General features: G+C 70.5%; 12 protein-coding genes. 3 read left to right on the top strand and 9 right to left on the bottom strand.

Features of this window, described 5'->3' with window-relative positions; genetic code table 11:
* The first annotated feature begins 98 nt into the window (after nt 1–98).
* Nucleotides 99–923, top strand: a complete 825-nt coding sequence (locus VED21_RS17820; protein ID WP_324884447.1) for an IclR family transcriptional regulator — start codon at nt 99–101, stop codon at nt 921–923.
* A 211-nt stretch (nt 924–1,134) separates the two neighbouring features.
* Here the strand turns inward: VED21_RS17820 and VED21_RS17815 are convergent, their stop codons facing one another.
* From VED21_RS17815 to VED21_RS17775, 9 genes are all read right to left on the bottom strand, one after another.
* Nucleotides 1,135–2,295 (bottom strand): acyl-CoA dehydrogenase family protein, encoded by a 1,161-nt coding sequence (locus VED21_RS17815; protein WP_324884420.1) that lies wholly within the window; start codon nt 2,293–2,295, stop codon nt 1,135–1,137.
* A 5-nt stretch (nt 2,296–2,300) separates the two neighbouring features.
* Entirely contained in the window at nt 2,301–3,566 is a 1,266-nt protein-coding gene (locus VED21_RS17810; protein WP_324884418.1) for an MFS transporter, read from the bottom strand.
* A 10-nt stretch (nt 3,567–3,576) separates the two neighbouring features.
* On the bottom strand, nt 3,577–4,743 hold the full coding sequence (locus tag VED21_RS17805) for an acyl-CoA dehydrogenase family protein (RefSeq protein ID WP_324884416.1): 1,167 nt from the start codon (nt 4,741–4,743) through the stop codon (nt 3,577–3,579).
* Entirely contained in the window at nt 4,743–5,945 is a 1,203-nt protein-coding gene (locus VED21_RS17800; protein ID WP_324884414.1) for a CoA transferase, read from the bottom strand. Before VED21_RS17800 ends, VED21_RS17805 begins: the two co-directional genes overlap by 1 nt.
* A complete protein-coding gene (locus VED21_RS17795) occupies nt 5,942–7,129 on the bottom strand; it encodes a CoA transferase (protein WP_324884412.1) in 1,188 nt (395 codons plus the stop codon). The genes VED21_RS17800 and VED21_RS17795 overlap by 4 nt, the downstream gene beginning before the upstream one ends.
* A gap of 169 nt (nt 7,130–7,298) precedes the next feature.
* Nucleotides 7,299–8,321 carry a TRAP transporter substrate-binding protein DctP gene (gene dctP / locus VED21_RS17790; RefSeq protein ID WP_324884410.1) on the bottom strand — a complete coding sequence of 341 codons (1,023 nt, stop codon included), beginning with the start codon at nt 8,319–8,321 and terminating at the stop codon, nt 7,299–7,301.
* A gap of 26 nt (nt 8,322–8,347) precedes the next feature.
* On the bottom strand, nt 8,348–9,637 hold the full coding sequence (locus VED21_RS17785; protein WP_324884409.1) for a TRAP transporter large permease: 1,290 nt from the start codon (nt 9,635–9,637) through the stop codon (nt 8,348–8,350).
* Nucleotides 9,637–10,203 (bottom strand): TRAP transporter small permease, encoded by a 567-nt coding sequence (locus tag VED21_RS17780; RefSeq protein WP_324884407.1) that lies wholly within the window; start codon nt 10,201–10,203, stop codon nt 9,637–9,639. Before VED21_RS17780 ends, VED21_RS17785 begins: the two co-directional genes overlap by 1 nt.
* 119 nt (nt 10,204–10,322) lie before the next feature.
* The gene (locus tag VED21_RS17775) at nt 10,323–11,081 is read right to left on the bottom strand and encodes an IclR family transcriptional regulator (protein ID WP_324884405.1); all 759 of its coding nucleotides are present in this window, start codon (nt 11,079–11,081) and stop codon (nt 10,323–10,325) included.
* Nucleotides 11,082–11,306: 225 nt separating this feature from the next.
* On the opposite strand from VED21_RS17775, the gene VED21_RS17770 reads away from it, so the two are divergent.
* Both VED21_RS17770 and feoB read left to right on the top strand, forming a co-directional pair.
* Nucleotides 11,307–11,588 carry a FeoA family protein gene (locus VED21_RS17770; RefSeq protein ID WP_324884402.1) on the top strand — a complete coding sequence of 94 codons (282 nt, stop codon included), beginning with the start codon at nt 11,307–11,309 and terminating at the stop codon, nt 11,586–11,588.
* Between the two features lie 29 nt (nt 11,589–11,617).
* The gene (gene feoB, locus VED21_RS17765) at nt 11,618–13,525 is read left to right on the top strand and encodes a ferrous iron transport protein B (protein ID WP_324884400.1); all 1,908 of its coding nucleotides are present in this window, start codon (nt 11,618–11,620) and stop codon (nt 13,523–13,525) included.
* Nucleotides 13,526–13,528 lie beyond the last annotated feature (3 nt).

Here is a 13,528-nt window from a genome sequence, read left to right as displayed (position 1 = left end):
CCGTGTTCATCCGTGTCAAAAAATTCCCTGTCCTATGCCGCTTGCCAAAGGCGCGGGCATCCAGCAAATAGAACGACCCTTGGAGTGATCGGGTGCGCATGCGCAAGGAAATGCTGTCGGCCTTCGTCAAGCCGGACGAAGAAGAGGACAAGGACCGCCACCTGATCGGCGCGCTGTCGCGCGGGCTGGAGATCCTGCGCGCCTTCGAGGAAAGCAACGCGCCGCTCAGCAACCAGGACCTCGTCGCCTGCACCGGCCTGCCGAAATCCACGGTGTCGCGGATCACGCGGACGCTGACGATCGAAGGCTTCCTGGTGCACCTGCCCAAATCCGGCGCCTACCGGCTGGCGCCCACGGTGCTGGCGCTGGCGCGCGCCTTCCACAACAGCACGGGCATCGCCGAGATCGCCCAGCCCCACATGCAGGAGCTGGCCGACACCATCCGCGGCACCGTGGCGATGGGCACGCGCGACCGGCTGGACATCGTCTACATGCAGATCTGCCGGGGCGTGAAGCACGTGCGCGTGCCGCAGGCCCCCGGCACCCGCGTGCCGATCGCCACCACCGCCATCGGCAACGCCTATTTCCACACCGTCGCCGCGGACGAGCGCGAGGCGCTGACCGCCCTGATCAAGCGCCAGTCGCAACGCACCTGGCCGGTGATCGAGGAGGAGCTGCAGCGCACCGGGCGCGAGATCGCCAAGGGCGGCTTCTGCGTGCGCGCCGGCACCTGGACGCCGGGCATCAACGGCGTGGGCGTGGCGCTGCGCCTGCCGGACCAGACGGTGGTGGCCTTCAACGTCGGCGGCCCCTCCTACTGGCTGAAGGAAGAGGGGCTGTACGAGGACATCGGCCCGCGTCTGGTCGACATGGCCCGCAACGTCCTGGCCGACGCCACGCGGCGGGGCGTGCTGATGCGCTGAAAAAGGCCCCTCCCCCCTTGCTCTCGCCGGATCTTTGATCCGGCTGCCGCGACAGGCGGATCCTTTGGATCCGCTGAGAGCGGGGGAGGGGTTGGGGAGAGGGGGATTTACGCCCGGAAGGGCGGAAGACAGTCTTTCTTCCGGGCGTCCGCCCGTAACCACCCTCTCCCCAACCCCTCTCCCGTCGAGGGAGAGGGGCTTTCATGCCTCCTCACCGCCGCTGGTCGAAGCGGCGGTTCACCAGGGCGGCGGCGATGTTGACCTTCTGGATGTCGATGGCGCCGCCGGCGATGCCCCAGCCCCAGCCGTCGCGCATCTTCTGCTCGATCGGGTATTCGCGGCTGTAGCCGTAGCCGCCCATCAGCTGCATGGCCGCCCCCGTCACCTCGCGCACGATCTCGTTGGCGAAGCACTTCGCCATGGAGCTTTCCTTGACCGACGGCAGGCCGCTGGCGGCGTTGACCACGGCGCGGTGGATCATCAGCCGCGCCGCCTCCGTCTTCATCGCCATCTCGGCCAGCCGCAGCTGCACCGCCTGGAAATCAACGATCGGCTTGCCGAACTGCTTGCGCTGCTGGACGTAGTCCAGCACGTATTCGAAGGCGGACGCGGCGATGGCGAGGCTCATGGTGGCGTTGCCGCAGCGTTCCAGGTCGAAGGCCTCCATCAGCTTCTTGAAGCCGCCGGCCGGGACGACGACGTTCTCCGCCGGCACCTCGACGTCGTCGAAGTACATGTCGGCGCTGGTGATGCCGCGGAAGCCCATCAGCTTCTCCCGCTTGCCGAAGCTGAAGCCCTTGGTCCCCTTCTCCACCAGCACCGCGCCGATGCCCTTGGCGCCGGGATCGTCGGACATGCGACAGTACACGACGTAGGCGTCGGCATGCCCGGCGCCGGAGCACCAGCGCTTCTGCCCGTTGATCACCACCCGGTCGCCCGTCACCACCGCGCGCGTGCGCAGGTCGGTCAGCGCGCTGCCGGCGTCCGGTTCCGACATGCTGACCGCCAGGATCATGTCGCCCGCGCACACGCGCGGGATGATGCGGCGCTTCAAATCCTCGCCCGCGAAATGGGCCACGGCCAGCGCCGGGCCGAAGCAGCTTTCGAAGATCGGGAAGGCGACGGAGGGGGAAATCTTCGCCACCTCCTCCAGCACCAGCACGGCGTCCAGCGCCCCCAGCCCGCCGCCGCCCAGATCCTGCGGGATGTTGACGCCGAGCAGGCCCAGTTCGGCGTAGCGCTTCACCATCGCGTGCGGCACCGGCTCGTCCGTTTCCTCCATCTCGCGGGCGAGTGCGGGAAGCTCGGCCTGGGCGAAGCGGCGCACCGTGTCGCGCAGGCGTTCCTGATCCTCGGTCAATGCAAAGTCCATGTCCGTCATCCCGGATGGTTGAGGGGAAGGGGCTGCGGCCGGGCCAAGGCCGGCGACACCCAGAAAGGCAGGGCCGCCAGCACGATGCAGCCGGCGGCGAAGAGCAGCGAGACGGCGTAGCCGCCCGTCAGGTCGTGCAGCATCCCGGCCAGCCAGGAGCCGAGTGCGGCCCCCAGCGACATGGTCGCGAAGATGGAGCCGTAGATCGTCCCCACCCCGGCCCCGGCGAAGATGCGGTTGGTCAGGGTCGAGACGATGGGGCCGCGCGCCCCCTGGGCGATGCCGAACAGCAGCGTGTAGCCGGCCAGCAGCACCGGGTTCGCCCCCTGCGACAGGCCGATCAGGCAGAGCACGCCAGCGAAGGTGCTGGCGAAGCTGAGCGTCGCCGTGGCGCGGAAGCCCAGCCGGTCGCCCAGCCAGCCCGACGCCACCACCCCCAGCACCGACAGCATGCCGGCCACGCCGAAGGCGGCCGCCGCGTCCATGGGCGCGTAGCCGGCGTCCACCAGCAGCGCCACCGCCTGGGCGATCACCACGTACATGCCCAGCGCCGTGAAGAAGAACACCTGCACCAGCGCCCAGAACGGTCCGGTGCGCACCGCCTGCGGCAGCCGCATGCCGCCGCCGGCACCCGCACGGCGCAGCTCCGCCATGTCCGGATGCCCGGCCGCCAGCGTGCGCCAGGGCAGCAGCAGCGTGACCGGCACCAGCGTCAGCAGCGCCAGCCCGATCGCCTGATAGCCGCCGCGCCAGCCCAGCCGTTCGATGAGGAACTGCGCCAGCGGTGCTATAACCAGGATGCCCGACCCGAAGCCGGCGTAGGCGATGCCCAGCGCCGTGCTCATGTTCCGCCGGTACCAGCGGCCGATCAGCGCCGCCGCCGGCACCATCCCCATGGCCGACACGCCCAGCCCCGCCACCACGCCCAGCAGCAGGTGCAGCTGCCAGCGCGCCTCCACCAGTGCCCCCGCCCCGAACGTCGCGGTGCCCAGCAGGCCCAGGCCGATGGCGTATACGGCGCGCGGCCCCAGCCGTTCGAACAGCATGCCGCTGACCGGCGCCGCCAGCCCTTGGGTGAGCATGTACAGCGCGTAGACGCTGGTGAGCGCGGAGCGCGGCCAGCCGTACTCCGCCTCGATCGCCACCAGGAAGACGGTGTAGGCGTCGGCCACGCCGCGGGCGAGGAAGTTGAACAGGAAGCCCAGCGCCACCACCAGCGCCGCCAGCGTCGTCGGCCGCCGCCACAGTCCCGGAACGCCGTCCTCCGTCACGCCCGCCCCCTCAATAGGACTTGGGCATGCCGAGCACCTTCTCGGCGATGTGGCACAGCGCCAGCTGCGGGCTGACCGGGGCGATGCGGCAGATCATCACCTCGCGCAGCAGGCGTTCGACGTCGTACTCCTTGGCGTAGCCGTAGCCGCCGTGCGTCATCACGGCGGTCTCGCAGGCGCGGTAGCCGGCCTCCGCCGCCAGGAACTTGGCGGCGTTGGCCTGCGGGCCGCAGTTCTGGCCCCGGTCGTAGGCCCAGGCCGCCTGCAGCATCATCAGGTTGGCGGCCTCCAGCTCCGCCCAGCGCTCGGCCAGGGGCAGTTGGATCGCTTGGTTCTGGCCGATGGGGCGGTCGAAGACGACGCGCTCGCGCGCGTACTTGGCTGCCCGGTCCAGCGCGGCGCGGCCGATGCCCACCGCCTCCGCCGCGATCAGGATGCGTTCGGGGTTGAGGCCGTGCAGGATGGAGCGGAACCCCTCCCCCTCCGCGCCGATGCGGTCCTCCACCGGCACGCGCAGCCCGTCGATGAACACCTGGTTGGAGTCCACGGGCTTGCGGCCCATCTTGGGGATCTCCCGCACCTCCACGTGGTTGCGGTCCAGCGCGGTGTAGAACAGCGACAGCCCGTCGGTCGGCCGCTTGACCCGGTCGGCCGGCGTGGTGCGGGCGAGGATCAGCATGCGGTCGGCCACCTGGGCGGTGGAGATCCACACCTTGGCCCCGTGCAGCACGTAATGGTCGCCCGCCCGCTCGGCCCGCGTCTTGATGGCGCCGGTGTTCAGGCCGGCGTCCGGCTCCGTCACCATGAAGCAGGCTTTTTCGCGCCCCGCCACAAGCGGCGGCAGCATGCGGCGCTTCTGCTCCTCCGTGCCGAAGACCACCACCGGGTTCAGCCCGAAGATGTTGAGGTGCACGGCCGACGCCCCGCTCATACCGGCGCCGGACGCGGCGACGGTGCGCATCATCAGCGCCGCTTCCGTGATGCCCAGGCCCGAACCGCCGTATTCCGGCGGGATGCAGATGCCAAGCCAGCCGGCGTCCGCCATCGCCTTGTGGAAGTCGTGCGGGAAGCCGCCCTCGGCGTCCTTGCGGCGCCAGTATTCGGCGTCGAAGCGGGCGCAGACCTTGCCCACCGCCTCGACGATCGCCTCCTGCTCGGGCGTGTGCGCGAAGTCCATCAGCGGGCCTCCCGGATCACGCCGCGTTCGGCCAGTGCGGCGATGGTGGCGTCGTCGTAGCCGGCCTCGCGCAGCACCTCGGCGCTGTGCTCGCCCAGCGCGGGGGCCTGACGTTCGACGGCGGGGGGCGTGGCGGACCAGCGGGTGGGCACCGCCATGCTGCGGATCGGCCCCTCGCGCGGGTGCTCGACCACCTGGAAGAAACCGGTGGCCGTCAGGTGCGGGTCCTCCAGCAGGCTGTCCAGCGTGTGCAGGCGCATCACCGGGATGTCGGCGCGGGTCAGCGCCTCCATCCACTCCGCCGTGGTGCGGGTGGCGAGGTGTTCGGCGACGAAGCCGTACAGCTCGTCGATGTGGCGGGTGCGGCTGTCCATGTCGGCGAAGCGGGGATCGGAATCCAGGATGTCCGGCCGGCCGATCAGGTCGAAGAAGCTGCGCCACTGCTTGTCGTTGTAGATCAGCGCGCAGATGTGACCGTCGCTGGTCCGGTACGGCCGGCGCTGCGGGGCCAGCAGGCGCGGGTAGCCGGTCGGCCCCTCCGCCGGTTCGAAGGTGGCGCCGCCCATGTGGTCGCCCTGGACGAAGTGGGTCATCGTCTCGAACATCGGCACGTCCACCGCCTGGCCCTCTCCGGTGCGCTCACGGTGAAACAGCGCGGCGGTGACGGCGTAGACGGCGTGCAGACCCACCGTGCGGTCCACCATGGTGGCCGGCACGTAGCGCGGCTCGCCCCCGGTGGAGGCGGCGAACAGCGTGGGGATCGCCACCGCCCCCTGGATCAGGTCGTCGTAGGCGGGCTTCGCGGCATAGGGGCCGTCCTGCCCATAGCCGAACAGGCCCACGTAGACGATGCGCGGGTTGGCCTCCGCGACCTCCGCGTACGACAGGCCCAGCCGCGCCATGGCCTGCGGGCGCACGTTGTAAATCAGCACGTCCGCTGTCCGCGCGAGGTCGAGCAGCGCTTGCCGCCCCTCCGGCTGCTTGAGGTCGAGGACGATGGACCGCTTGCCCCGGTTGGCGTGCAGGAAGATCGCCCCCATGCCGGGATGGCGCATCGGGCCGATGCCGCGCACCGTGTCGCCCTGCGGCGGCTCCACCTTGATCACGTCGGCCCCCAGCTCGCCCAGGATCTGCGTGGCGTAGGGACCCATCAGCACGGTGGTGAGGTCGAGGATGCGAACCCCGTTCAGCGGACCGCTCATGGCTTCCGTCCTCCCATGGCGCCGAACGCGCCGGCGGCGCGCAGCGCGTCGATGTCGCCGGGGGCGTAGCCCAGCGCTTCCAGCACCGTTTCGGCGTCCGCGCCCACGGCCGGCGGCGGCCCCTGCACGCGGGCGAGGCGTCCGCCGGCGCGCGCCGGAAAGGCCACGTGCACCGCCCCGTCCGCCGTGCGCGTCACCAGCCCGCGCGCCGCCGCCTGCTCCGACGCCACCGCCTCCGCCGGGGTCAGGCAGGGCTCGGCCGGCAGGTCGGCGGCGCGCAGCCGCCTCAGCCAGTCGGCCAGCGTGCGGGCGCGCATCACCGCCGCCACGCGCGCCGACAGCCGGTCGCCCGCGGCGCGCCGCCCCTCGTTTGTGTCGAACGCGGGGTCGGCGAGGTCCGGCGCGTCGTCCTTCACCGCGTCGCGGAAGCGCGCCCAGAAATGGTCCTCCAGCAGGCCCAGCGCGATCCAGCGACCGTCGGCCGTCTCGAAGCTGTCGTTGACCGGGCTGAGGTGGCCGCGCGGGTCGGCCGGCTCTTCGGCACCGTGGCGCATGGCGGCGCAGTACAAGGCCGCCTCGAACAGGCCGAGGTCCAGGTATGTGCCCTGCCCGGTCCGGTCGCGCTCGCGCAGCGCCGCCAGGATCGCCGTGGCGGCCATGGAGCCGGCGGCGAAGTCGGCGAACGGCATGCTGAGGCGCGACGGCGGCCGGTTCCAGTGCCCCGGCAGGCCCAGCCCGCCGGACGCCGCGACGATGTTGATGTCGTGCGCCGGGTGGTCGCGCCACGGCCCGTCCTGCCCATAGCTGGACAGGGAGCAGTAGACGAGGCGCGGGTTGATCGCCCGAAGATCCGCCCAGCCGATGCCCAGCCGGGCGGCGACGCCGGGCCGGCTGCTCTCCACCGCGACGTCGGCGTTCGCCGCCAGCCGGTGGGCGACCGTTTGCCCGGCCTGCGTCTTCAGGTCCAGGGCCACGCTGCGCTTGCCGCGGTTGACGGCGCGGAACATGTCCGGCTGGTAGCGGCGCCCGGACTCACCGCCCGGCGGCTCGACCTTCACCACCTCGGCGCCGAGGTCGGCCAGCATGGCGGTGAGGAACGGCCCCGGCAGCAGGGCCGTGAAGTCCACCACCCGCAGGCCGGCCAGCGGCTGCCAGGGTGGAGGGGGAGAATGGGGATTGGTCATGGCCTGGAGGTTCTCGAAGCCCCTCTCCCCTCGCGGGAGAGGGGTTTGGGGAGAGGGGGAATTACCGGCGGCAGCCGGGAGAAGGCCCCGGGAGAAGGCCATTGTCCGGGCATCCGCCCGCAACCACCCTCTCCCCAACCCCTCCCCCGTCGAGGGGGAGGGGCTTTGGTCACTTCGCCGTCTTCAGCGCTTCCTGGAAGGCGGCGAGGATCTCGCTGCCGGGCTTGTTGCGCTTGTCCAGGTTGGCCGCCCACTCGCGCCCGACCGACGACATCATGGCCTCCAGCGCCTTGTGCTCGGATTCCGGCAGCTTCGTCATGGTGACGCCGGCGGCCTTGATGCGCTCGATGTCGCGGGCCTCGTCGCGGTCGGTGTTCTCGCACGCATTGCGCACCACCTTGTCCGCCACGTCGTCCATCGCCTTGCGGACCTCCGGCGGCAGCTCGTTGAAGCGCTTGTTGCTGATCATGTAGGTGACGACGAAGCTGCCCAGGTTCTCGCCCACGGTGGCGTGCTTGGCGCGGCCCTGCAGGTCGTAGGACAGGATGCTGGAGTGCGGGAACAGCATGCCGTCGACCGTGCCGCGGGTCAGCGCCTCCATCACGTCGGGGGTGGGGATCTGCACGGGGATGGCGCCCAGCTTGCGGATCGCCAGCTCCTTGGCGGCACCCGACGTGCGGATCTTGCGCCCCTCCAGCGCCTTCAGCGTGGTGATCGGCTCCTTCGCCATGTAGAGCTGGTAGGGCGTGAGGACGAGCGCCCACAGGACGCGCATGCCGGCCGGTTCGAACTCCCGCTGCGCCAGAAGGCCGCCGGGGCGCGCCAGCTTCCAGTAGGCCATGGTGCCGGCGCAGGCCGTGGTGAAGGATTCCGGCAGCTCCGCCACGGCGCCCAGCGGCAGCTTGTCGGTGACGAAGGACGGGGCGACGTAGCCGATGTCCACCACCCCCGACTGGGTCAGCGACAGGAGGTCCTTCGCCTTGCCCAGCTGTTCGGCCGGGTAGTATTCGAACGCCGCCTTGCCGCCCGACGCGTTCTTCACCTCCTCCATCCACAGCTTGGTGCCGTATTCGACGATGTAATGGCCGGCGGGGAAGGAGTCGGCAATGCGCAGCTTCACCTGTTGGGCGGAGGCATCCTGGGTCGCGGCGGCAAGCAGGGCGGCGGCGAGGATGACAGCGGACGTCTTCATGGTGGTTCCTCCCTGGTTTCTTGTGCTCACATGTTCATGGTGGACGGCAGCCACAGGATGATCTGCGGGAAGGCCGTCAGCAGCGCGATGAGCAGGACGTGGGCGATGACGTGCGGCATCACGCCTTCGAAGATCTCGGACAGCGGGCGGCGGGTGTAGCGGGCGACGACGAAGACGTTCAGCCCCATGGGCGGCGTCACCATGCCGACTTCGGCCGTCACCACGACGATGACGCCGAACCACACGGGATCGAAGCCCAGCGCCACCACCACCGGCAGCACCACCGGCACCGTCAGGATCAGGATGGCGATCTGGTCCATGAAGCAGCCCAGGATGACGTAGCCGAACAGGATCAGCGCCATGATCACCCAGGGCGAGGTGTCCAGCGCACCCACCCACGCCACCAGCGCCTGCGTCGTCTGCGTCAGCGTGAAGAAGTAGCCGAAGATGCTGGCGCCCAGGATGATCATCAGGATCATGCAGGTGGCGTGCACGGCATGGGTCAGCGCCTTCGCCACCCCCTCGCGGCTCAGCCGTCCGGCCTTCGCCGCCAGCAGGAACGCCCCGAAGGCGCCGATGCCCGACGCTTCCGTCGGTGTCGCCAGACCCAGGTAGATGCTGCCCGTCACCGCCATGAACAGCACCAGCATGGGCCCGGCGACGCTGAGCGAGGCGAACTTCTCCCGCAGGGTGTAGGCGCGGCCGGCCGGCGCGCGCGTCGGGTCCAGGCGGACCAGCAGGTAGACGGTCAGCATGATGGTGGCCGTCACCAGCAGGCCCGGGACGACGCCGGCCACCAGCAGCGCGCCGATGCTGACGTCGGCGATGATGCCGTACAGCACCAGCGCGATGGACGGCGGGATCAGCATGGCCAGCGTGCCGGAGATGGCGACCACCCCGCCGGCCAGCCGCGGCTCGTACCCCTGCTTCAGCATGGCGGGGATGGAGGTGCTGGACAGCGTCGCCGCCGCGGCCGTGCTGGAGCCGGAGATGGCGCCGAACCCGGCGCCGGCCAGCGCCGTCGCCATGCCCAATCCGCCCGGCACCCGGCCCACCCAGGCGGTGGCGGCGCGGAACAGGTCGTCGGCCACACCGGAGAGGATGACGAACTCCGCCATCAGGATGAACATCGGCACTGTGATGATTTCATAGGAGTTGGCGACCGAGAACGGCGCCGTTTTCAGAATGCCCAGCACCATGGCCGGCCCGCCGATCATGGCCAGCCCCGTGGCCCCGGCGGCGGCCATGGCGAAGGCCACCGGCGTGCCGATCGCCAGCAGCGCGAACAGCAGCGAAACACCCGTCAGCGTGACCATCACACGCCCTCCTCGGTGGCGGTGAGCGCCGTGTCGGACAGCGGCGGCAGTTCGATCAGCGGCTTGGGCGTGAGCACCGACAGCGCGTGCCCGATCGCGCGGAAGGCGGCGCGCACGGTCAGCATCGCCGCCCCCGCCACCACCGGCGCCATGGCCAGCCACGTGGGCCAGTCGTAGGCGCCGGCCATCACCTCCTCCGCCGCCCAGGATTCCGTCAGCCGGCCGAAGGCCTGCGCCGTGATCACCGCCGCGACGATGGTGGTGAGGGCATAGCCCACGCTCTCGCCCGCATGGCGGCCAGCGGGGGACATGCGCTTCTGCATCAGGTCGATGGCGACGTGGCCGTGGTTGCGCAGCGTGTCGGACACGCCGAAGAAGAACATGCCGACCATCAGGTACAGCGAGATGAGGTCGTACGACCACGCCAGCGGGCGGTTGAACAGGTAGCGCAGCGCCACGTCCGCCACCACGACCAGCATGATGGCGAACATGCACGCACCCGACACCGCGGCGAAGGCCCTGTCGATGCCGTCGAGCAGACGGCCGAACCGGTCGATGACTCCCATGATTGCGGCGATCCTCCCTGATCGTCTGGCCTGATCGTCCGGGTGCCGGCGGCCTCGTTGGATGGGCGCTTGCTCGGCTGGCTTTGGGGTGGCGGGTTCAGGCGGTCGGCGTTAGGCGGTCAGCGTTGCTCCTCCAAAAGCGCGCAGGCACGGCGCAGCGCCGCCACGTGGTGCTCGGTCTGCGGTTCCATGCGCTGGATGGGTCCGACCAGCGACACGCCGTACGGTTCGCCGTTCAGCACCACCGCGGCGCCCAGCGCCATGACGTCGGCCACGCTTTCCGCCCGGTTCAGGAACCAGCCGCGCGCCTGCCCCTCGACGATGCTGCGCTCCAGCGCTTGCGCGTCGGTCAGCGTGTCCGGCGTGTGCGCCTGGAAGGTCAGGCGCGCCAGCAGGGCCGCGCGCTCCGCCGTCGGCATCCGGGCCAGCAGCGCCTTGCCCATGGAGTTGGAATGCAGGTCGCGCAGTTCGCCCGCCTGGGCGCTGTAGCGGATGCGGTGCGGCGAATCGAACGCCTCCAGATAGACGATGCGCGTGTCCTGCCGCTTGCCGAACAGCACGGTCTCCCCCGTTTCGTCGCGCAGCGCGCTCAAAAGCGGCCGGGCGCGCTCCAGCAGGGGATCGTTGGCGGCGATGGCGGTGGCGACCTCCAGCAGCCGCTTGGTGGGGTAGAAGCCGCTGCGCTGGCGCAGCGCGTAGATGTAGCCCGCCGCCTCCAGCGTGCGCACGAGGCCGGAACAGCTGGACATCGGCATCTTCAGCGCCGCCGCGATCTCCGACAGCGACATGGGCCGCTTGGCGCGCGCGAACTCCTCGAACAGCTCGATCGTGCGACCGGCGCTCTTGACCGAGGGGAAGGCGGACGTCCGGTCGCTCATTCACGGCCACTCGTTCACATATGTGAAGAGACGTTCACGAATACGAACTGATTGTCAGTTTACAAAGCAATTCCTGTCAAGCCCCGTTTTTCGGGGCCGAAATGTCCCAGCAAAATCGTCGGGATGCGACGCTTCGCCTCATAGGCAAATGCGACTCACTCGCATCATCATTCGGCAGCAACCCGGCGCACCCGCCGGCAGCCACCGCCACCGCAAGGTGCAGACATGACCAAGGATCCCGCCCCGCCGGAGGACATCCGGCTGGCGTCGCTGCGCAAGGGACAGCGCGCGCACGTGACCGGGGTCGACGAAGGCGCGGTCGCCACGACCCTGCCCGCCGGAGAGCTGGAACGCCGCATGATCGAGATGGGCCTCGTCGAAGGGGCGCGCATCGAGATCCTGCACGAGGGCTTCCCCGGCCGCGACCCCATCGCCGTCCGCGTCAACGAGCACACCATCGCCATGCGCCGCGCCGAGGCGCGCGCCGTCCGCGTGGCGCCTCTTTAAAAGTTTTAAAAAGAAAAAGGAGACCGGCCATGTCGGTCCTGGACGCGTCGGTCCTCGCGGACGGCGCCGTGCCGCCGCGCATCGCGCTGGTGGGCAATCCCAATTGCGGCAAGACCGCGCTGTTCAACGCGCTGACCGGCTCGCGCCAGAAGGTGGCGAACTACCCCGGCGTGACGGTGGAGCGCAAGGTCGGCCATGTCCTCAGCCCCGGCGGCCGGCGCGTGCAGGTCATCGACCTGCCCGGCACCTACAGCCTGCGCGCCCGATCGCCCGATGAAGAGGTGACGCGCGACGTCGTGCTCGGCCGCTTCGCGCACGAGGACAGCCCGGACGTGCTGGTCTGCGTGGCCGACGCCACCAACCTGCGCCTCAACCTGCGCCTGGTGATCGAGCTGAAGCGGCTCGGCCGGCCGATCGTCCTGGCGCTCAACATGATGGATGTGGCCGACAGGCGCGGCTGCCGCATCGACGCGGCGGCGCTGTCGGCCGCACTGGGCGTGCCGGTGGTGCCGACGGTGGCGGTGCGGCGCGGCGGCGTGCGGGCGTTGCTGGACCAGATCGACCGCACCATCGCCGTGGCGCACGCCGAGGCCCCGGCCCCCTGCGGCTGGAGCGAGCCGTCCTCGCACGACCTGCGCGCCTACCACCAGGAGGTGGAATCGATCCTGGCGCGCAGCCTGCGCGACGCCGGCCGGCCGCCGCTGATGACCCGGCGGGTCGACGCGCTGCTGCTGCACCCGCTGTTCGGCCTGGGCTTCCTGTTCCTGGTGCTGTTCTTGATGTTCCAGGCGGTGTTCGCCTGGGCCGAGGCGCCGATGGAGCTGATCGACGGCGCCATCACCGCGCTCAACGGCGCGGTCGCCGCGGCGTTGCCGGACGGCGCGCTGCGCAGCCTGCTGACCGACGGCATCATCGCCGGGGTGGGCAGCGTCGTCATCTTCCTGCCGCAGATCCTGGTGCTGTTCTTCTTCATCCAGGTGCTGGAGGACACGGGCTATCTGGCGCGGGCCGCCTTCCTGCTGGACCGGCTGATGGGCGGGGTGGGGCTGCACGGGCGGGCGTTCATCCCGCTGCTCTCCAGTTTCGCCTGCGCGGTGCCCGGCATCATGGCGGCGCGCACCATCGAGAACCGCGCCGACCGGCTGGCCACCATCATGATAGCACCACTGATGACCTGCTCGGCGCGCCTGCCGGTCTACACGCTGCTGATCGCCGCCTTCGTGCCCGACCGGGCGGTGTTCGGCGGCATGGTGGGCCTGCCGGGGCTGGTGATGTTCGCGCTGTACGCCGCCGGCATCCTGTCGGCGCTGGCCGTCGCCTTCGTTTTGAAGCGCACGCTGTTCAAGGGTGCGCGCGAGCCGCTGCTGATGGAACTGCCGGCCTACCGCCTGCCCAGCCCGCGCAACGTGGCGATCGGCCTGTTCGAGCGCGCCCGGATCTTCCTGACCCGCGCCGGCACGATCATCTTCTCCATCATGGTGCTGGTGTGGTTCCTGGCCTCCTTCCCCGGCGCGCCGGAAGGGGCGGCGGAGCCGGCGATCCACTACAGCCTCGCCGGCATGCTGGGGCACGCGCTGGCGCCGCTGCTGGCCCCCATCGGCTTCAACTGGCAGATCGCCATCGCGCTGGTCCCCGGCATCGCCGCGCGCGAGGTGGCGGTGGCGGCGCTGGGCACCGTCTACGCGCTCAGCGAGACGGGCGGTGCGCTGGAAAGCTCGCTGGCCGGGGTGCTGGCGGCGGACTGGGGGCTGCCCACGGCGTTGGCGCTGCTGGCGTGGTACGTCTTCGCGCCGCAGTGCGTGTCGACGCTGGCGGTGGTGCGGCGCGAGACCAACTCCTGGTTCTGGATGGCGGCGATGATCGCCTACATGACGGTGCTGGCCTACGCCGCCGCCTTCGTCACCTTCCGCGTCTCCGGCGCCATCCTGGGGGGCTGAGCC

Origin of the sequence: Azospirillum sp. (assembly GCF_035627195.1) — a bacterium.
Taxonomy (GTDB): Bacteria; Pseudomonadota; Alphaproteobacteria; order Azospirillales; family Azospirillaceae; genus Azospirillum.
Note: the sequence above shows the minus strand (reverse complement) of the source record. Positions and strands in the feature narration are given on the sequence as shown.

What these genes read in the sequence shown, in the direction of transcription:
- VED21_RS17820 (WP_324884447.1), top strand. Translation starts at nt 99, where the DNA reads ATGCGCAAGGAAATGCTGTCGGCCTTCGTCAAGCCGGACGAAGAAGAG.
- VED21_RS17800 (WP_324884414.1), bottom strand. Translation starts at nt 5,945, where the DNA reads ATGAGCGGTCCGCTGAACGGGGTTCGCATCCTCGACCTCACCACCGTG.
- VED21_RS17785 (WP_324884409.1), bottom strand. Translation starts at nt 9,637, where the DNA reads ATGGTCACGCTGACGGGTGTTTCGCTGCTGTTCGCGCTGCTGGCGATC.
- VED21_RS17795 (WP_324884412.1), bottom strand. Translation starts at nt 7,129, where the DNA reads ATGACCAATCCCCATTCTCCCCCTCCACCCTGGCAGCCGCTGGCCGGC.
- VED21_RS17775 (WP_324884405.1), bottom strand. Translation starts at nt 11,081, where the DNA reads ATGAGCGACCGGACGTCCGCCTTCCCCTCGGTCAAGAGCGCCGGTCGC.
- VED21_RS17770 (WP_324884402.1), top strand. Translation starts at nt 11,307, where the DNA reads ATGACCAAGGATCCCGCCCCGCCGGAGGACATCCGGCTGGCGTCGCTG.
- dctP (WP_324884410.1), bottom strand. Translation starts at nt 8,321, where the DNA reads ATGAAGACGTCCGCTGTCATCCTCGCCGCCGCCCTGCTTGCCGCCGCG.
- VED21_RS17815 (WP_324884420.1), bottom strand. Translation starts at nt 2,295, where the DNA reads ATGGACTTTGCATTGACCGAGGATCAGGAACGCCTGCGCGACACGGTG.
- VED21_RS17780 (WP_324884407.1), bottom strand. Translation starts at nt 10,203, where the DNA reads ATGGGAGTCATCGACCGGTTCGGCCGTCTGCTCGACGGCATCGACAGG.
- feoB (WP_324884400.1), top strand. Translation starts at nt 11,618, where the DNA reads ATGTCGGTCCTGGACGCGTCGGTCCTCGCGGACGGCGCCGTGCCGCCG.
- VED21_RS17805 (WP_324884416.1), bottom strand. Translation starts at nt 4,743, where the DNA reads ATGGACTTCGCGCACACGCCCGAGCAGGAGGCGATCGTCGAGGCGGTG.